At 67.8% G+C, this 18235-nt stretch carries 19 protein-coding genes and 3 pseudogenes; 10 read left to right on the top strand and 12 right to left on the bottom strand.

Annotation, left to right across the window (positions count from 1 at the left end):
- Nucleotides 1–110 precede the first annotated feature (110 nt).
- On the bottom strand, nucleotides 111–992 hold the full coding sequence (locus tag BLR41_RS06165; RefSeq protein ID WP_092627013.1) for an LLM class F420-dependent oxidoreductase: 882 nt from the start codon (nucleotides 990–992) through the stop codon (nucleotides 111–113).
- A 218-nt stretch (nucleotides 993–1210) separates the two neighbouring features.
- On the opposite strand from BLR41_RS06165, the gene cmtR reads away from it, so the two are divergent.
- From cmtR to BLR41_RS23635, 3 genes are all read left to right on the top strand, one after another.
- A complete protein-coding gene (cmtR, locus tag BLR41_RS06160; protein ID WP_092627012.1) occupies nucleotides 1211–1567 on the top strand; it encodes a Cd(II)/Pb(II)-sensing metalloregulatory transcriptional regulator CmtR in 357 nt (118 codons plus the stop codon).
- A complete protein-coding gene (locus BLR41_RS06155; RefSeq protein WP_092627011.1) occupies nucleotides 1567–2367 on the top strand; it encodes a cation efflux transmembrane domain-containing protein in 801 nt (266 codons plus the stop codon). The genes cmtR and BLR41_RS06155 overlap by 1 nt, the downstream gene beginning before the upstream one ends.
- 167 nt (nucleotides 2368–2534) lie before the next feature.
- The gene (locus BLR41_RS23635) at nucleotides 2535–2660 is read left to right on the top strand and encodes a hypothetical protein (protein WP_281240937.1); all 126 of its coding nucleotides are present in this window, start codon (nucleotides 2535–2537) and stop codon (nucleotides 2658–2660) included.
- A gap of 144 nt (nucleotides 2661–2804) precedes the next feature.
- Here the strand turns inward: BLR41_RS23635 and BLR41_RS06150 are convergent, their stop codons facing one another.
- Complete coding sequence (locus BLR41_RS06150; protein WP_092627010.1) at nucleotides 2805–3743, bottom strand: SDR family oxidoreductase; 939 nt, start codon at nucleotides 3741–3743, stop codon at nucleotides 2805–2807.
- 357 nt (nucleotides 3744–4100) lie between these two features.
- On the opposite strand from BLR41_RS06150, the gene BLR41_RS06145 reads away from it, so the two are divergent.
- Nucleotides 4101–5339 (top strand): MFS transporter, encoded by a 1239-nt coding sequence (locus BLR41_RS06145; protein WP_092627009.1) that lies wholly within the window; start codon nucleotides 4101–4103, stop codon nucleotides 5337–5339.
- A gap of 58 nt (nucleotides 5340–5397) precedes the next feature.
- Here the strand turns inward: BLR41_RS06145 and BLR41_RS06140 are convergent, their stop codons facing one another.
- From BLR41_RS06140 to BLR41_RS06120, 5 genes are all read right to left on the bottom strand, one after another.
- Entirely contained in the window at nucleotides 5398–5811 is a 414-nt protein-coding gene (locus tag BLR41_RS06140; RefSeq protein ID WP_092627008.1) for a hypothetical protein, read from the bottom strand.
- Between the two features lie 150 nt (nucleotides 5812–5961).
- Nucleotides 5962–6714, bottom strand: a complete 753-nt coding sequence (locus BLR41_RS06135) for a M24 family metallopeptidase (protein ID WP_092627007.1) — start codon at nucleotides 6712–6714, stop codon at nucleotides 5962–5964.
- Complete coding sequence (locus BLR41_RS06130; RefSeq protein ID WP_245693929.1) at nucleotides 6715–7176, bottom strand: DUF6314 family protein; 462 nt, start codon at nucleotides 7174–7176, stop codon at nucleotides 6715–6717.
- On the bottom strand, nucleotides 7173–7859 hold the full coding sequence (locus tag BLR41_RS06125) for a histidine phosphatase family protein (protein WP_176797844.1): 687 nt from the start codon (nucleotides 7857–7859) through the stop codon (nucleotides 7173–7175). The genes BLR41_RS06130 and BLR41_RS06125 overlap by 4 nt, the downstream gene beginning before the upstream one ends.
- Before the next feature lie 35 nt (nucleotides 7860–7894).
- The gene (locus tag BLR41_RS06120; protein ID WP_218119946.1) at nucleotides 7895–8743 is read right to left on the bottom strand and encodes an undecaprenyl-diphosphate phosphatase; all 849 of its coding nucleotides are present in this window, start codon (nucleotides 8741–8743) and stop codon (nucleotides 7895–7897) included.
- Between the two features lie 398 nt (nucleotides 8744–9141).
- Between BLR41_RS06120 and BLR41_RS06115 the strand changes: the two genes are divergently transcribed.
- From BLR41_RS06115 to BLR41_RS06105, 3 genes are all read left to right on the top strand, one after another.
- Complete coding sequence (locus tag BLR41_RS06115; protein WP_092627006.1) at nucleotides 9142–10143, top strand: YncE family protein; 1002 nt, start codon at nucleotides 9142–9144, stop codon at nucleotides 10141–10143.
- Nucleotides 10140–10361 (top strand): DUF5703 family protein, encoded by a 222-nt coding sequence (locus tag BLR41_RS06110; protein WP_092627005.1) that lies wholly within the window; start codon nucleotides 10140–10142, stop codon nucleotides 10359–10361. The genes BLR41_RS06115 and BLR41_RS06110 overlap by 4 nt, the downstream gene beginning before the upstream one ends.
- A gap of 203 nt (nucleotides 10362–10564) precedes the next feature.
- Nucleotides 10565–10834 (top strand): site-specific integrase, encoded by a 270-nt coding sequence (locus tag BLR41_RS06105; RefSeq protein WP_245693928.1) that lies wholly within the window; start codon nucleotides 10565–10567, stop codon nucleotides 10832–10834.
- Nucleotides 10835–10991: 157 nt separating this feature from the next.
- On the opposite strand, the gene BLR41_RS06100 is transcribed toward BLR41_RS06105, so the two are convergent.
- Nucleotides 10992–11834 carry an SDR family NAD(P)-dependent oxidoreductase gene (locus tag BLR41_RS06100; RefSeq protein ID WP_092627004.1) on the bottom strand — a complete coding sequence of 281 codons (843 nt, stop codon included), beginning with the start codon at nucleotides 11832–11834 and terminating at the stop codon, nucleotides 10992–10994.
- 194 nt (nucleotides 11835–12028) lie between these two features.
- Between BLR41_RS06100 and BLR41_RS06095 the strand changes: the two genes are divergently transcribed.
- Nucleotides 12029–12916 (top strand): helix-turn-helix transcriptional regulator, encoded by an 888-nt coding sequence (locus BLR41_RS06095; RefSeq protein WP_092627003.1) that lies wholly within the window; start codon nucleotides 12029–12031, stop codon nucleotides 12914–12916.
- 202 nt (nucleotides 12917–13118) lie between these two features.
- Here BLR41_RS06095 and BLR41_RS06090 read toward each other — a convergent pair whose 3' ends face one another.
- Entirely contained in the window at nucleotides 13119–13868 is a 750-nt protein-coding gene (locus BLR41_RS06090) for an SDR family NAD(P)-dependent oxidoreductase (RefSeq protein WP_092627002.1), read from the bottom strand.
- A gap of 290 nt (nucleotides 13869–14158) precedes the next feature.
- Nucleotides 14159–14322: pseudogene (locus BLR41_RS23380) on the bottom strand (Tn3 family transposase); the annotation flags it as partial.
- Between the two features lie 43 nt (nucleotides 14323–14365).
- Here BLR41_RS23380 and BLR41_RS23815 point away from each other — a divergent pair.
- Together BLR41_RS23815 and BLR41_RS23810 are read left to right on the top strand one after the other, a co-directional pair.
- Nucleotides 14366–15100, top strand: a pseudogene (locus BLR41_RS23815) (adenosine deaminase family protein); the annotation flags it as partial.
- A 159-nt stretch (nucleotides 15101–15259) separates the two neighbouring features.
- Complete coding sequence (locus tag BLR41_RS23810; RefSeq protein ID WP_092627220.1) at nucleotides 15260–16246, top strand: NAD-dependent epimerase/dehydratase family protein; 987 nt, start codon at nucleotides 15260–15262, stop codon at nucleotides 16244–16246.
- 59 nt (nucleotides 16247–16305) lie between these two features.
- Here BLR41_RS23810 and BLR41_RS23805 read toward each other — a convergent pair.
- Nucleotides 16306–16476, bottom strand: a pseudogene (locus BLR41_RS23805) (Rrf2 family transcriptional regulator); the annotation flags it as partial.
- Nucleotides 16477–16961: 485 nt separating this feature from the next.
- The gene (lplAB, locus tag BLR41_RS06070) at nucleotides 16962–18011 is read right to left on the bottom strand and encodes a lipoate-protein ligase LplAB (protein ID WP_092627001.1); all 1050 of its coding nucleotides are present in this window, start codon (nucleotides 18009–18011) and stop codon (nucleotides 16962–16964) included.
- Between the last annotated feature and the right edge of the window lie 224 nt (nucleotides 18012–18235).

Below are 18235 nucleotides of genomic sequence, written 5' to 3'. Positions count from 1 at the left end.
CGCTACGAGGAGGCACAATTCGTGGGTCGGAAACCTGAGACGCCGGAAAAGGGACGCGGTTAGGTATCGGTGCTGGTCCGTGCGAGGCCCAGCCGCTGGATCGTGCGTGTTCAGCTGAGCCCGAGGGCGGGGGCGAGTTCGCGCAGTGCGGGCAGCGGGTCCTCGTCGAGGACTTGCACGAGCACGTGGTCGGCGCCGGCGTCCAGGTGCCGCCGCACGTGCGCGGCGACCGTCCCGGCGTCGCCCATGGCGACCATGCCTTCGGCCAGCCTGTCCGAACCGCCGACGACCAGGTCGGATTCGTCGAATCGCTGCCGCAGCCACGAATTCTGGTAGTTCGGCAGCTGCGAGTACATGTGCAGGTGCTGGTGCGCACGCCGCAGAGCGTTTTCCCGATCGGTGGTGAGCGCGACGGCCTGCTCGCTGACCACCCACTTGTCGGGACCGAGCCGCTCGCGAGTGTGCGCGGTGTGCTCCGGGGTCACCAGGTACGGGTGCGCCCCGTCGGCGGCGGTGCCGGACAACTCGATCATCTTCGGCCCGAGCGCGGCCAGCAGCCGGGCCGGGCGCTGCGCGCCCGGTTCGATCTCGGCAGGGACCGAGTCCATGGTTCGCAGGTAGTCGCGCATGGTGCTCAGTGGCTGGGAGTAGGAACCCGCGTAGCTGTGTTCCACCAGCGGGGCGTGACTGACGCCCAGCCCGAGCACGAAACGGCCCGGGTGCAGCGCGGCGAGGGTGCGGGCACCGGACTCGGAGGCCGCCGCGCTGCGAGCGTGGATGTTGGCGATGCCGGTGCCGACCACCAGCCGTTCGGTGCCGCCCAACAGCGCGGCGGCCTGGGTGAAGGTCTCCTTACCGCCGGCTTCGCCGTAGAACAGCGAACCGTAGCCGAGCCACTCGATCTCGCGGGCACGGGTGATCACATCGTTGATCGACCACAGGTCGCTGGTCCACCACACGCCGACGCGAGAGACGAAGTCGATCTGGGCCATACCACCGAGCCTACCGGCACACGTCGCACGCCCGCACGATCATTCCAGCACAGCAGGGGGCGGACGGCCCGTTCGAAATCAGAGTTCGGTGACCTGCGAAAACGTTCCCACGAACGTGGCTGCCTGGCCAACGAGCGTTTGGTGCCGCACCTTCGTACAGAATATCGTGAACAGTTCATTCTGGACTGTAGTTCAGTATTCGATGTACTGTTGCGCATATGTTGACGTGTGAGACGCGGGAGGCGGTGCTGGCACGGTTGGGGCGGGCGCTGGCCGACCCGACGCGGTGCCGGATCTTGGTGCGGCTGCTGGACGGGGCGCACTATCCGGGCCAGTTGGCCGAGCAGCTGGAGTTGTCGCGGTCGAATGTGTCCAACCACCTGGCCTGTCTGCGTGGTTGTGGGCTGGTGGTGGCCACGTATCAGGGTCGGCAGGTGCACTACGCGCTGGCCGATGAGCATTTGGCGCAGGCGTTGCGCGAGCTGGTGCAGGTGGTGTTGGCGGTGGAGCCGAGCGATGCGTGCGCTGCCGAGGACACGCCCACCGACGGCGAAGTCCGGGGGGTGACGGCCTGATGGCGGCGGATTCCTCGCGGCACGAGCTGCAGGTCGAAAGCACGAGTGAGGTCGGGTGTGCCGATGGCTGCTGCGCTCCGCAGCCGGCTGCGGCCTCCGCAGGGGCCGCCGCGGATCCCCCGGATCCGCGGCGGCAGGCGGTGCTGTCCCGTCGGATCCGACTGTTGGTGGCGGCCACGATCAGCTACAACGTGATCGAGGCGATCGTGGCGATCACGGCGGGGGCGTTGGCCTCGTCGGCGGCGTTGCTCGGGTTCGGGCTGGATTCGACGATCGAGGTGGCCTCGGCCGCGGCGGTGGCCTGGCAGTTCTCGGCCCGTGAGGTCGCTGTGCGGCAGGCCCGGGAGCGCACCGCGTTGCGGATCATCGCGGTGTCGTTCTTCGTGTTGGCGGCCTACGTCTCCGTCGAGGCGGTTCGCTCCCTCGCCGGTGGTGCCGAGGCCGAGTCCTCCACGGTGGGGATCGTGCTGGCGGCCCTGTCGGTGGTGATCATGCCCGGTTTGTCGTTGGCCCAGCGGCGCACCGGACGTCAACTGGGGTCGGCCAGTGCGGTGGCCGATTCCAAGCAGACGCTGCTGTGCAGCTACCTCTCCGGGGTGCTGCTGGTGGGGCTGGTTCTCAACGCCGTGTTCGGATGGTCCTGGGCGGACCCGATCGTGGCGCTGGTCATCGCCGCCGTCGCGGTCAAGGAAGGCCGCGAAGCCTGGCGTGGCGACGGCTGCTGCGCTCCCACCACCGGCCTCGTCGGCGACCCTGCCGAAGGCGACGGCTGCTGTGGCCACGAGGACGACAAGCGGTGACCCGCTTTCGGCGTGGTCGCGGCCGTGCCGCCGCAGCAGCGGCCTGGCGCCAGCCGGGGCTGTCGAGCGGGGGCGCCGTGGTACTCGCCGAATATCGGGCGAGTTTGAGATAGCTGGGCCGATGAGCAGGCAGGACGCTCCCTTGGAGTGGGGCGGCTGTAGAACTAGTGACACGCCTGGTCGAGACCGGAGCAGCCGGGTTCAACATCGAGCACAGCGAGCACACCACCGACGTGCTCATCTCCACCGCCGACCAGGCTTGTCGAATCACGGAACTCCGGAGGCCGCAGTAGAGAGCGGGTGCCACCGCTCGTGATCAACGCGCGGTTCGACGTGGTTCTGCGACCGCTCCGGACACCGACCAGGCGGTGTTGGTCGACGAAGGAGTGGCGCGCCGCCGCGAAAGTACAGGGCCGAGAATCCCCCGAGGGGACTTCTTATCGGACGGGGTCTTGGGTGAGTTCGTCGACGATGGTGTCGAGTTGGGGCGCGAGGGTGTGGCGGAAGTAGCGTCCCCAGTGTGGTTGGCTGCCGTCTGTGTCGGTGAAGCCGTATTCCTCCGCCAGATTCCACGTTGCCAATGACTGCCCGGTCTTGGACAGCACGTCGGGATCCGTGGCGAGGGCGACCACGGCGCGTCCGAGGAAGGCCGGTGTTTCCGAATAGGCGAAATGCGGGTCTTCGCCGATCCCGTCACGCCAGGTCTCCTCGGTAACGCCGAGGTGCTCGAGCACGGCTTCCGAGCGCAGGAAACCGGGGGTCAGCGCGACAGCGGCGACATCATGCCTGCGTAGTTCCGCGGCCTGGATTCGGGCCAGTCGGATCACGCTTGTTTTGGCGAGGTCGAAGAACGGGCTGCCGCGGTAGCCGTCGGGAAACAGCGCGTTGGTGGCTTCGTCGCCGTCGGTGACCTCGACGACCAGGCCGGCGCGGCCGGCGGTCAGCAGCGGCAGCGCGAAGTGGCTGGTGATCAGGTGTGTGTCGACCGCGCGGTGCAGTAGGGTTAGACCGTCTTCGAGCGGGTGTTGCCACAGTGGTGCCCAATGCACCAGTGCGTCGCCGCCCCACACATCGTTGACCAGGATATCCAGGCGACCATCCTGTTCGGCGGTGATGCGGTTGATCAGGTTCTTCACCTGGTGGGCATCCGTGTGGTCGCACTGCACAGCGATACCCGCGCCGCCGGCGGCGGTGACGTACTCGGCGGTGTCCTCGATCGTTTCGGGACGGCCCAGATCGGATTTGACGGCGCGGGTGCTGCGGCCGGTGACGTAGACCGTGGCACCGGCCGCGCCGAGTTCGATCGCGATACCACGGCCACCGCCACGGGTGCCGCCGGCAACGAGGGCAACATGTCCTGCCAAGGGAAAGTTCATGATCCAGACTTAGCAAATACCCACGACAATCCCCTTCGAATCTCATCTCGTCGCAGGAACCCCATCCACACGGATTGATCATGGACCGGTGACCGACCTCGCTCAGGCGAAACGCTGACCAGGGCTGTGGCGAGGCACCGCGTGCGAGGCGAGATTGCCGCACCGGATAGGACTGTGCGATGAGGACGACCTCGCTCGCCTGCGCCACCCACCCCACCTGCCCCGTCCTGTTTCCGTTCAGGAAACACGCAAAAGTGTTCCCGAGCCGTCGTAACCGAGCACGATCACGAGATCGGGTAGCTGATCGAACACGAAAAAGGCTTTGCGCGCCGTTTCTTTTCGGCCGAGGCTGGCGCAATGGCTGCGCAGCCCCGAACGGAACGCGGGCGTACGACGTACGGCGAGATTCTGGCCGAACCCGAGTTCCGGATTGTCCTGGTGGGCAACCTGCTCATGCTGCTGGCCGAGACACTGCGAACCCTCGCACTGTCGGTGCTGGTCTTCGACGCGACCGACTCGGCTCTGCTGAGCGCGGTGACTTTCGGCGCCGGATTCATCCCGCAGGCGATCGGCGGCAGCACGCTGACGGCCCTGGCCGATCGGCTACGCCCACGACGGCTGCTCGTGGCCTACGACCTGCTGCAAACCGCGGTCACCGGGCTCCTCGCCGCGGCATGGCTTCCCGTCTGGGCAGCGCTGCTGGTGTTGGCCGTAGCCGGAACCCTCGCCCCACTTCGGTCAGCCTCGACCGGGGCCCTGCTGCCGGAAATCCTGGCCGGGGAGCGCTACGTGCTCGGGCGCTCGCTCGTGCAGACGCTCTCCTCGACCACGCAAATCGGCGGCTACGCGGTAGGAGGAGTGTTGCTGGCCCTGCTGAGTCCGCAGGTCGCCTTGCTGCTGGCCGCCGGCGGTTACCTGCTGGCCGCGGCACTCTGGCGGATCGGTCTGCACCACCGCGCAGCCCGAACACCCGAGCTCGCGCTGGGCACGACCGCCCTCGAGACGTGGCGCACCAATGTGCGTCTACTGCGCAGCAACCGCAACACGCGGGGCCTGCTGCTGGGGTTGTGGCTGCCGATCGCGGCCCTGGCCGGGGCCGAGGCAACGCTGGTCGCCTATGCCGCACGCGCCGGCCTCCCGGAGGGAACTGCCGGCTATCTCCTCGCGGCGCTGCCGGTGGGCATGGTGCTCGGAGATCTGGGGATCGCCCGGCTGTTCCGCCCCGCCACACGCGCACGCCTGGCCCTGCCGCTCGCCCTGCTGGCCGGTACACCCCTGCTTGCCTTCGCCGCACGCCCCGGACCCGTTGTCGCGATGGTCCTGCTCGTCGCCGAAGGAACATGCGTTGCCTATTCGCTGCCGTTGCAGGCGGCTTTCGCCGAACTCGTTCCCGAACAGCTGCGCGGACGAGGTTTCGGTCTGTTCAGTAGTGGACTCATGACGGCCCAGGGCCTCGGCACCGCGCTCGTCGGGGCCCTGGCCTCCGCCGTCGGGCCGGCATTGGCCATCACCGCGGCGGGCGGCCTGACAGTGACGACCGTGCTGCTGCTACGCCGATCGTTCACCCCCGCACGGCTGCTTCACCCAACTCGATGAGCTCTACCGGCGCAGAGCTCGTCGTCGACGTTCAGCACCGGGCCGAACGCGCTGAGTGTCACCCAATTCGCGTCCTGCTGGAACGAACGACGGTGGTCAGGCCGGTGACCAGCCCCGTTCCGGCCAGCATGCCGGCAAGGATCAGCACCGCGCCGACAGCCCACAGTCCGGTGCCGTCAGTGCCGGCGGCCGTCCACGACCACGCCGCGGTGAACGACAGCGGCATGATCGCAAGCACCAGCCACCAGGGCATTCTGGCAGTGGCGAGCACCCCCAACCCGATCAGGCACACGACGCAGCCGATCACCTGCCACGCCTGGTACGGGCCGCTGGTCGCTCCCGTCGCCGGGTCGGTGTGATAGCCGTTGTCCCACGCCATCCAGACCCACCAGCACGAGGCGGTCAACAGCGCAAGCACCACGCCACCGATCAGATCGCGGTGGATCCGTCTCGTCGGTCGCTGTCCGTTCATGCCCCCACGGTGACGAGCGCACCCGTGATCGGACATCCGTGAAACTACCCAGTCCGTCCAGGGCAGTCAGCAGCCCCGGCCAGTACCACCACCGCGTCGGCACCGGTGAGAACCTCCCTGCCGCCCACCAGTTGCGGGAAAAGCGGGTGATCACGAGCTGGTCAGCACCCGCGGCCCCCAGCGGGTGACCGCCACGGTGTGGCCGAACACGCACGCCCGACTGCCGTCGCCGGTGACCACGACACCGTCCTGCCCGCGCACCACCTCGTCACCGCCGCTGGCGCAAACCCCGGCCACGACCGTGAACACCAGTCCCGGACGCGACGTCACGCCCGTCGACCGCTTCCCGGGCGCCGGAAGGACAGGCCCCTCGCGCACCCCGCGGCCGATCCCGTATCCACACCCCACCGGCATGCCGCAACCGGCACCCCGCGCGACCACCCCGATCGCGTGCGCGACCTCCCCCAGCCGGTGGCCCGCCGAAGCGGCCGCGATGCCGTTGCGCAGTGCCTCGCCGGCCGTGTCGGTCAACCGCAGGTCCGACTCGGTGGGAACTCCCACCGACGTCCCGAACGCCGACCACGCACACCATCCGGCCACGCTCGCGGCACACTCCACAGTCACCAGTTCACCGGTTTCCAGCCGCTCCCCCACGGGTGAGCCACCACATACCACGTCGTCACGCGAGAGCGACAACGCGCGTGCGCCACCGGCGGTGATCGGTACCGCCGGCGCCGCGCCGCACTCGGCCAACGAAGCCACCGCGTGCCGCTCGAGGTCGGCGGGAAACACCCCGGGCCGTATCCGCTCGCCCACGCTCGTCAAGGTGGCGGCCACGGCGCCGCCCGCCGAGCTCAGCAGTTCGAGCTCGTCCTCACCGCGGAGTTCCACACGGTGTCGCATTCACGTGTCCCGTCCTCCGGGCTCGCCGCGGCGGAACTCGGTGCGCAGCGTGTGGTTCTTCGTCGGCCCGACGACCTCCCAGCACTGCCACCACGTGTCGGCGTCGAGCACCTCGAACTCACCGCGATAGAGATCGTCCCGACACGGGTGGCTCGTGTTCCAGTAGCCTTCCCGCAGATCCAACTCGTGAAAGAAATCCCCGTAGTCGAAATACACCTCGGCTCGGCCCGGCCCGGTCGGCTGATACCGCAGTTGCCGAAAAGCCGATCCCCGATAACCACCGAGCCGCAGCGTGCCCTGCTCCCGATAGGTCAACACTTCACCCGCGGGTGTGAACGACGCCGAACCGGTGAACTCACCCCGCCGCTCCCCCTCCGGCGAGAGAATCGTTCGGTGCAACGACCAGGAGCCCACCAGAAACGCGCTCAAATCGAGCACGGGATAACGGTGCGAACCAGTCAACCGCCCGTCGACCCCCCAACCACGGCATCGCCCGAGGTGTCTTTCCGCTCGGCGGGCAGCAGCCCCGACAGGTCGGTTCCGGTGTCGTTGATCCGCAGCACGAACGGCCTCGTCTCGGTGTAGCGCACCACGCTGAACGAGCACGGCTCGACCACGATCCGCTGGAAACCGTCCAGATGCAGCCCCAACGCGTCGGCCAGAACGCCCTTGATCACATCGCCGTGCGTGCACGCCAGCCACACCGCTTCGTCGCCGTGCTCGGCCGCCAGCCGCGCGTCGTGCGCACGTACCGCGGCCACCGCCCTGGCCTGCACCCCGGCCAATCCTTCACCACCGGGAAACACCGCGGCCGAAGGGTGCTGCTGCACCACCTTCCACTGCGGCTCCTCACTCAACTCCCGCACCGAACGCCCGGTCCAGTCACCGTAGTCGACCTCGGCCAGATCCTGCTCGGTCTCCACCGCCAGACCACGCTGCCCGGAAAGCCCGGACAGCGTGTCGACACAACGCCGCAGCGGCGAAGCCACCAAAGCTCGCAACGGGACGGGCGCAAGCCGCTCGGCGAGCCCCGCAGCCTGTGCCCTCCCCCGCTCGTCCAACCCCACGCCAGGCGTGCGACCGGCGAGCGTACCGGCGCCGTTGGCCGCCGAACGGGCATGTCGCAGCAAAATCACCGTCGCCACGGCGCCAGCATACGTGCCGCTCGGCCCCCACGGAGTCAGGCCTGCAGCACCCCGAACGTCAACAGCGCGTACACCGCCACACCGACGATCACACGCCACCAGACGAACAGGTAGACGCTGTGCTTTTCCACATACCGCAACAACCACGCGATGCAGGCGTAGCCGACCGCGCCGGCCAGGATCGTGGCCACCAGCATCTGCGGCGGGCTGGGCTGCACACCCGGCCCTTCCGGATTGAACACATGGCCCAGCTCCAACAGCCCCGCGGCGAACACCGCCGGAATCGCCAGCAGGAAGGAGAACCGCACCGCCGTGGGCCGGTCCAACCCCAACGTCAACCCCGCCGTGATCGTGCCACCGGACCGGGAAACACCCGGCACCAACGCCAACGACTGCGCCAGCCCCATCAGCACACCGTCGCTGAGCCGCAGCTCAGCCTGCTTACGCAACTGCGGGCCGTACCGCTCGGCCAACCCCAACAGCAGACCGAACACGATCAACGTCGTGGCGGTGATCCACAAACTGCGCAACGCACCACGAATGAGGTCCTGAAAAAAGAACCCCAAAATCCCGATAGGAATACTGCCCACGATGACGTACCACGCCAACCGGTAATCCTGCGTCCGGCGGATCTCGGCGTTGACCATCCCACGAAACCACGTTCCGATCAATCGCACGATATCGCCGAAGAAATAGATCACCACAGCCAGCTCCGTGCCGATCTGGGTAACCGCCGTGAACGAAGCCCCGGCATCGGTGTCGAACAGCAACTGCGACACGATCCGCAAATGCCCCGACGACGAGACGGGCAGAAATTCAGTCAGCCCTTGAACCACCGCAAGCACCACGGCCTGCAACCACGTCAACGAAACCCACTCCAGCACAGTCGAATTTCGCGCCCACCCACCGGAGCGCCATCACTACAACCCCTCCCGCCCCGAAGATCTTGCAGCATACCCCGAACCAGCTCAGGACTCCCCCCATCGCCCACAACCCCAGGGCAAACCCGCTTTCCGAAAGGAACGGGCCACCACTCCACACCCGTGCCACCGCCCACCACCACAGCAGTACCGTGATGCGCACCACCAAAAACACGAATTGCTTCCAGATCGACACACAACGAACACGCCGCGTCCCCGAGCGCCCCCGGCACCCCGACCACTGAACCACCGAAGAACACCCCGCCACAGCGCACCGCGCCAAGCAACCCTGTCAAAACCCCACAACCGGATGCGGGATCCTGGAACCAGCCCGTTCCCGCAACAACCAGGGGAGATCGTCGTTGCGTCGCCTGATCACCACATGTCTGGCCGCAGTAGCACTACTGACCGCATGCTCCGGCGACAACACCTCCCGCCCACTGCAGGTCACCGAGCAACTCACCTCGGCCACCCCAGCCCCCGCCCCCCAGACACGAACCCAACCGGCAGGCACGGTCGTCCCAGCCCCCGCCGCCGAACACATCACACTCGTCCCACGACGACACACCCTCGCCCTGGCCCACACCGACACCGCCCGAATCAGCCTGTTCGACACCAACGCACCACGCCAGACACCCCGCACCGTCGAACTTCCCGCCCCGGCGAGCTCCCTCCGCCTCGGCCCCGACGGCACCACCCTGCTGGCAGCACTGCCCGAGGCCAACACCGTCGCCCGCATCGATCCGAAAACCGCACGGATCACCCAACGCACCGACGTGCCGGGCTCCCCCGCCGACGCGCTCGACGTCGGCGACAAACTCTTCGTCAGCCGCCCCCAAACCGGGGACGTCGCCATCCTGCGCGGCGGCGAGATCCAACAACGCGTCGACGGATTCCCCGGCGCCGACGACCTCGTACGCCGCGGCTCCACGGTCATGGTGCTCGACCGGCTCACCACCTCGCTGACCCCGATCGAGATCAGCACCGGCGACAAGCAACCAGCACTGCGCGCCGGTGAAGGCGCCACCAACGCGACCGCCGACGCGTTCGGCCGCGTACTGGCGATCGACACCCGCGGCGAGGAGATCATGGCCTTCGCCACCGACCCCCTGATCATGAAACAGCGCTACCCCGTCCCCGGCTCGCCCTACGGACTCGCGTTCGCGCCCCGCCGCGACCTAGCCTGGGTGACACTGACCGCACGCAACCAACTCGTCGGCTACGACACGGCAGGCGGGCAACCGCGTGAAGCCCACCGCCTACCGACGGTCCGGCAACCGAACTCGGTGGCGGTGAACCCCCACACCGGGACGATCTACATCGCCTCGGCGACCGGGGACGGCCTACAGGTGGTACGAAATTGACCGACACCGGCTCCACGGGAGCAGATCCCGACTGGGAGTACCAACCGCTGCGCCTACCGGCCGGAGTGTCCCGGCTCAGCGCGGCGACCAGACTCAGCATCCACGCCGAATTCGCCGGTTGGGAACTCTCCCGCGTGCTGCTGTACTCCGACGGCACCCGCAAGGTATGGCTACGCCGCCGACGCACCACCCCCGGTCTGCCCACCCCACTGCCCTGAAAGCGGGACGAACCCGACACCACCCCTGCCCGACGAGGTCTGAGCAGAGGTACAGCCCCGGCGCTGAGCCCGGTTTCCGCTCGACCCGTCGACCCCGCCGACGGCCGCGCAGCCCGGACCGCACCCGAGCGACAGGCCGGGCCGAAGTCGCAAACCTGCTGACTCGGACGCACCTGCCGATTCGGGAACGAACGCTGCGACGGATGCTGTATGAGACCGCCGCCCGCGCAGAGGAGATCCTGGCCCTAACCTTCCAGCAAGCCACCACGCGCCTGACCGGTGGTCCCTACACATTGCACCAGCTGCGGAACTCCGTGCTGACCCACGCCGCCGAGGACGGATCCAACACCTCCACCCTGCTGGGGTTTTCCGGACACACGTCGGTGGCCACTCCGGCCCGATATTCGAAGGTCTGGGCCGAGGCCCTGTTCCGTTGGCGGCAGGCTCGCGACCCTGCCGCTCGTCGTCGGTGACGTGGGGGTGGAATGGACCCTGTCGTGCGGCAGCCTCAGTTGGGTTCGGGGCTGGTGCGCTGGGCCGGTGGGTGTGCGGACAAGGTGGTGACTCACCCGCCACCGACGCCGTGTCCCGCGGCTCTCTGCGCTCTCCGTCAGCGTGCTCTGGGTGTGGTCAGCTGGCGTCGTCGCAGGCAGTGGCGATGGACTTCTCCTGCCACGCCGCCAGGACATCTTGAATCTCTTGGATCTTGATTTGCTGTCGCTCGATGGCGTCGCGTCCCAGGGGGAGGTGGCCGGGCAGCTTGTCCTGCTGGCTGGTGACCTCGTAGATCAACGCGGCTGCCTTGGCCGGGTCGCCGAGCTGGGTGTGGTTGGCCTCGCCGCTCCAGTCGAGCGTGTCGTGGGCTGGAGTTCCGTCGTAGGCCGGGATGCGGTGCGCAGGCATCGACAACGAACTGGCGTCGAGGAAGTCGGTGCGGAACACACCGGGTTCGACGACCATGCTCTCAATACCGAAAGGCGCCATCTCGGCGGCGAGGGCCTCGCTGATCCCGGCGACGGCGAACTTGGAGGCGTTGTACATGCTCACCCCCGGCTCGCCCTCGAATCCCCCGCGCGACCCGATGTTGACGATCTTGCCGTGCCCGGCCGCACGCATGACCGGCAGTACAGCCCGGGTCATGTTGATCAGCCCGAACACGTTGAGGTCAAACAGCGAGCGGGCTTCGGCGTCACCGATCTCCTCCAGCGCCCCGAGCAGACCACGGCCTGCGTTGTTGACCAGCACGTCGATGCCGCCGAAGTGCTCGACGGCCGTGTCCACGGCCCGCGTGATGTCCTCGCCGCAGGTCACGTCGAGCGCAACACCGAGCACTCGGTCGGATTGCGTCAGCTCATCCGGCAGATCCTCCGGGCGTCGGGAGGCGGCCACGACCGCGTCGCCGCCGGCCACCGCCGCACGCGCGATCTGCAGGCCGAACCCACGGCCAGCACCGGTGATCAACCACGTCGACATGAATAACTCCTTCTCGTGTCAGGGGGGGGGGACGGCGCAGAACCAGCCATCAGGCGTGTCGGTGTGCGCCTCATGACCAACTGAACCAGCCATGAGCAGCGCAATGGCGGCTGAAAAGGGTCCTGTCGTTCGGGGGACAAACGGGGCCACCCTCGCCCGGCGTGACCCGGCTGTGCAGGCGGGATACTGGAGGCATGAGCCGCGACGAGACAAGCTCCGGGCTGGCGGAGTTTCTGCGCTCAGCCCGCGCCCGGCTGAGCCCACAGCAGGCCGGACTCGACGAGCCGGGCGCAGGACACCGCCGGGTACCCGGGCTGCGCCGCGAAGAGCTCGCCCGGCTGGCCGGGGTCAGCGTGGACTACTACACGCGTCTGGAACAGGGCCGTAGCCGCAGCGCCTCGGCCGAGGTCCTCGACGCGCTGGCCAGCGCACTGGAGCTCGACCATGCCGAACGCGCCCACCTGCACACCCTCGCCCAACGGCCCCGCACCCAGCGCAAGCGCCGGCCCAAGCCGCAGCAGGTCCACCGGGCCACATTCGACCTGCTCGATGTCCTCGACCGGGCCTGCCGACCAGCCTTCGTCCTCGGGCGCCGCCTCGACATGCTCGCCCACAACCGACTTGCCGGGCGGTTGATCACCGACTTCCAGGCCCTGCCCGCGGCCGAGCGTAACCAGGCGCGGTTCGTGTTCCTCGACCCGCACGCCCGCGAGCTCTACCTCGACTGGACCACCGTGGCCGCCGACACCGCTGCCATGCTCCGCCTGGATACCGGCCGCCACCCCGACGATCCCGCGCTCAGCAGCCTGATCGGGGAGCTGTCCATCCACAGCGAGGACTTCCGCCACCACTGGTCGGCCAACAAGGTCCACCAGCGCACCACCGGCACCAAGGACTACCACCACCCCTTGGTCGGCGATCTGACCATCACCTACCAGGCGCTGGCCCCCGGTGATGACTCGGACCAGACGTTGTTCGTCTACAGCACCCCGCCAGGAAGCTCGTCCGAGGCGGCCTTGCAGCTGCTCGCCAACTGGGAACACTCCACTCCTACCGAAGAGAGCTCACCCGCCGACAAATAACGACGGGGAGCCGGATCCGCTGCGGATCACCGTCCGAAGTCCGCAGGGCCCGTGCGGTCGTCGACTGCGATCCGGCGACAGGCGTCAACGGGAGCGGCTGGCAGCGAGGTCGGTTGGGGCCGGCGGGAACCGCGTTTCCCGATGATCCGACGGCTGGCAGCCGCCGGATGGCGCCACGAGCTCGGTTCGAACGGGGACGTACTTATGACAGCGAGATGCTCATTCCCCCATCGGCCATCACAACGGAGCCGACCAGGTAGCTGGCGCGTTCGGAGGCCAGAAACGCAATCACTTCGGCGAGCTCCTCCGGCCGCGCGGCCCGGCCGATCGGGGTGCCCCGGCCGTGTTCGGCCAGGAACTCCTGCCCGTCGGAGCGCACGTCGTTGAGGATGTTGGTGACTACGTCCCCGGAGCCCACCGCGTTGACGCGCACGCCATGCTCGATGGCCTCCACCGCGAGGGTGCGGGTGAGCTGGGCCAGTGCTCCCTTGGACGCGGCGTAGGCCGCGATCGTGGGAAACACCTGGAAGGACGCATAGGAGGCAACGTTGACGATCGCGCCCGAGCCCTGCTCGGACATGACCCGCAACGCCTCCCGGGAGTGCAGGAAGGCGCCGGTGGCGTTCACCGACAGGATCGACTCCCAGTCCTGCAGGCTCATCTCGGCAACGGGCTTGAACATGATGATCCCGGCGTTGTTGACCAGCACGTCCAACGACCCGAACTCATCCCGGGCCAGCGCGACGGCGCGCGCGGCGCTGTCTTCCCGCGCAACGTCGGCCACCAGCGGGACAATGCCCGGCTGTGCCAACTGCTCGACCGCGGGATCACGATCCTCGGCGGCGACCTTGGCGCCCCGGGCGTGCAGGAGAAGCGTGACCGCCCGGCCGATCCCACTCGCCGCCCCGGTGACGATCGCGGTCTTACCGGCCAGCTCAGAGGAATCGCTCAACTGTCACTCCTTGAAACACGTGGATTTCGGTCAACACCTCCGATGCTCACAGCGAGGAAGGGTGACCGGGCGGCGCTGTCTGGCCCGAGATATCGGGGGACAAGATGGGCCACCCACTCGGCGGCGCCAAGAGCAGCCGACCGCAGTGGGAAGTGCTGCGCACCGGCGAGGTGCTCGTGTGTACCCGTCTGGACCGGGTCGGACGTGCCACTGCCCATCTGGTCCCACTTCTGGCTAACTACCGCAGCGGCGGAAAGCACAGGACACACACCGGTGGATGTCCTATTCCGCTCCCGCGGGGTACCCGCCACGCCGGTGCCGCCCAGCCCGTTGGCCTGGTCGTTGAGCATGTTCAGCCAGGTCGCTCCGCGGCGCCGGTTGAAATCTTCGGCTTCGCTCCGGCGTGCACGGTTCCCACGGGTACGACGAAACGCAGCCCGTCCACACTGGCCACGCTGTTGGGATTGCGGGAGGCGTTGCGCTCGGGCGATATCTGGGTGCCTGGTTCACGCCGGTACGCTGACCCGACCACGCTGCTGGCTCTGGCCGACAAGCACCGGATCAGCGACCTGCAACGCTCGCTGGCCGAGATCCGCTCCTGGTACGAGTTCCGCGACTTTCCCCATTTCCTCGAGGTGTACCGGCAGGCGGTCGACGTGTTGCGCGACGAGGAGGACTTCGCTGTGCTGGCCGCCGAAACGATCCGCACCCTGGCGCGGCAGAACGTGGGCTACGCCGAGGTGAACTTCAGCCTCAGCAATCATCTCACCCGCGGTATCCCCGCCGAGGTCGTCTTCGCCGGCCTCGAGCAGGGCCGCGAACAGGTCGAGGCCGAACACGACATCACGATCCGGTGGGTGCCGGACTTCGCCGGCGACTTCGGTGTCGCAGCCGGTCAGGCCACCCTGGAGGCGGTGCTGGCGCACGGGCCGGCCAGCGTGCTGGGCTTTTCCGTCGGCGGGCTGGAAGTCGAGCGCGACCCGTTCGCCGACCTCTTTACCCGCGCCCGCGCGCACGGCTTGCGCAGCCTGCCGCACGCCGGCGAAACCGAAGGACCCGACCGCGTGTGGTCGGCGATCCACGCCCTCGGTGCGGACCGCATCGGGCACGGGATCGGCAGCATGCGCGACCCGGCTCTGGTCGACTACCTGCGCGAGCAGCAGCTGCCGCTGGACGTCCCACCGACCTCCAACCTGTGCACCCGCTCGGTGACCTCGCTGCAGGAGCATCCGCTACCGCACATGCTCGACGCCGGGTTACTGGTCACCCTCGACTCCGACGACCCCCGATGTTCGGCACCGACCTCACCGGCGAATACCGCACCGCAGCGCGGATGGGACTCGACCGCGCGACCCTTGATCCCACCTACAAATGGACACTACGATCATGCTGTGCCTGGTCAGAAAGTTCTCGTGACCGGCAGTGCTGGACATCTCGGTGAGGCCCTGGTTCGAGTCCTGCGCGATCAGGGCCGCGAGGTCGTGGGCCTCGACGTCAACAGCTCACAGTTCACTGCCGTAGTCGGGTCGATCACCGACCGTGAGGTGGTTCGGGAGTGCCTGCGCGGTGTCGACACCGTCCTGCATGCCGCAACGCTGCACAAGCCCCATGTCGGCTCGCACGACCAGCAGGCGTTTGTCGACACGAACATCACCGGCACGCTGGTGCTGCTCGAGGAGGCCGTCGCCGCCGGTGTCGCACGCTTCGTGTTCACCAGCACCACGAGCACCTTCGGACATGCGCTGACCCCTGACGCGGGAGAACCGGCTGCCTGGATCACTGAGGACGTCACCTCGATCCCGAAGAACATCTACGGCGTGACCAAGACCGCGGCCGAGAACCTCTGCGAACTCGTTCACCGCGAGCACGGCCTGCCCGTGGTCGTGCTGCGCACCTCGCGGTTTTTCCCCGAACTCGATGACCGCGACGACGTCCGCGCCCGCTACACCGACGCGAACGTCAAAGCCAACGAGTTCCTCTACCGCCGCGTCGACGTCGCCGACGTCGCCGATGCCCACCTGGCTGCGGCGCAACGAGCGCCGCAGCTCGGCTTCGGGCGCTACATCATCAGCGCCACCACCCCGTTCGACCCCGATGATCTCGCCGAACTCGGCCAGGACGCGGCTGCCGTAGTACGTCGTCTGCTTCCGGAGGTGGACGAGGTGTACGCGCAGCGGGGCTGGACACTGTTCCCGCGGCTCGATCGCGTCTACATCAACGAGCGCGCCCGCGTGGAACTGGCCTGGAGGCCCCGCTACGACTTCCGCCACGTCCTCGACCGCATCGCCGCCGACGACGATCCCCGCAGCCCACTCGCCCGCGCGGTGGGCGCCAAGGGCTACCACTCCGTGTCCACGGGGGTCTACACCGTCCGGTAACCCGTTGGAGCCTCAGTAGAGGTGTCTTCACTGTTCTTTGGTGTGTTCAACGTTCCGCGTACCGCCTCAGACTTGCGCAGCTCGGCCAGCAGGCGGCGGATCACCACCGGGTTGGTGTTGACACTCGTCGCGATCTGCTCGGAAGTGGCGACCTCATGACCGCGCCGCTGATACAGCCCGATCCAGGTCAGGGCGTGCGCCGCGACGGTCAATCTGCTGTTGGCGCTCACCTCGGAATCCACCACCTTGACCCTCACTCCTGGTCGTAACGCCAATCGTTACAACCACATGTGGCAAATCCCGCCGAGATCCCACCGGACCGGGCGCGCCCGGTCACAGGACGGAATCGAGAGCATCGCTCAGGGCGACACTGCTCGCCCGAGGATCTCCCACTCGTCCGGCTCGGTGACCTCGTCCGGCTCGGTGACCTCGGCGGAGTCACGCGGTGGACGCAGCCCGGCCGATTACGACCGGTGAAAGGTGCACGCACCGTGGACGTTGGAGTCGGGATCGATCAGCGCGGACAGCCGAGCGGCATCGGCAACGTCGACCTACCCCTGGGCGCGCAGCCGACCGAAGGCAACCTTGAGCCAGGTGCTGTTCACAGCACCACGAAGTCGAGCAGCACGTCGAGCTGGTGCAGCGAGTCGCCTTTGGTAACGGACACCCCCCACCCCCGCCCCGAACCCGACGGCCCGAGCCGGGAAACCACGGCTCACGGAACCCGGTGCAACCACTCCTCGGTGGCGAACTTCTCGGAGATCAGCTCCTCGGCACGGCGCTGCTCGTCCTCGGTGATGCGGTCCTCGACAAGTCCGTATCGGGCACCGAAGCCGCCCACCAACCGATCGATCACCACCTGCCGCTCCAACCCGGTCTGACGACGCAGCGGATCCACCCGCTTGACGACACTGCCGACCCCCTTGTCCGAGAGCTTCACCCCACCGACCCGCAGCACCTGCCCCAGCTTCTCCGCATCCACGTCGTAGGACATCGTCACGTGATGCAGCACAGACCCCGCCGCCACCCGCTTCTGCGCCGCACCACCGATCTTGCCGCCGTCGGAAGTGATGTCGTTGAGCGGCTGGTACCACACGTTCAGCCCCAACTCCCGCAGCACCTGCAACACCCAGTCGTCGAGAAAGGCGTAGGAGGCGGCGAACGACATCCCCGCCACCAGCGAACTCGGGGCGTACAACGAGTAGGTCACCGTGTTGCCCGGTTCGACGAACATCGCACCGCCACCGGTGATACGTCGAACCACCTCGACCCCGTACCGTTCGGCGCTGGGCATGTCCACCTCGTTGCGCACCGACTGGAAACTGCCGATGATCACCGACGGAGCGGCCCACTCCCAGAAACGCAACGTGGGAGGACGGGTGCCCGCAGCCACCTCCTCGGCCAGCACCTGGTCCAACGCCATGTGCATCAGCGGCGAGCGAGCCTGTTCCCGCACCATCCGCCACTCGTGATCGAGCCACCCCGTCGAGCCGGTCACCGCGCGCCGCACCGCCACGGCCACGGACTCGACGGTGAACCCAACCAGCCGGGTGTCGGGATCAAGTCCCTGCCGGATCATCCCGGTCAACGTCTCGGTGTCCGCGGTCACGGATGCGCCCTGTATCGAGCGATTGAGATCCTCCAACGCCTCATCGGGCTCCAGGAAGAAGTCCCCGCTGATCCGCACCCGACTCAACCGCTGATCCACCACCTCCACGTCGGCCGAAACCAGCTTGCCGTCCGGAACCTTGTAGTCACCGTGCACCCGTGCACCTCACTCCCAGCGATGCGTCATCGGTCCGGGAATCAACTCTAGGCAGCGCGATCCACGAGTCCGCGGGAACGCCGCGAAGTTGTGAGATGCGGAACGAGTCGCGGGGACATTCCTCAATCCGAGTACGTTTACCCCGAGGACACGCCAATCGGAATGCGCACGCAACGTGGGAGCCGCATGATGGGTGGATACAGCTCTCTCCCACTAAGGAGCAC

This window comes from Actinopolyspora mzabensis (genome assembly GCF_900101095.1).
Taxonomy (GTDB): domain Bacteria; phylum Actinomycetota; class Actinomycetes; order Mycobacteriales; family Pseudonocardiaceae; genus Actinopolyspora; species Actinopolyspora mzabensis.
This window is presented reverse-complemented; position numbering and strand designations above follow the sequence as displayed.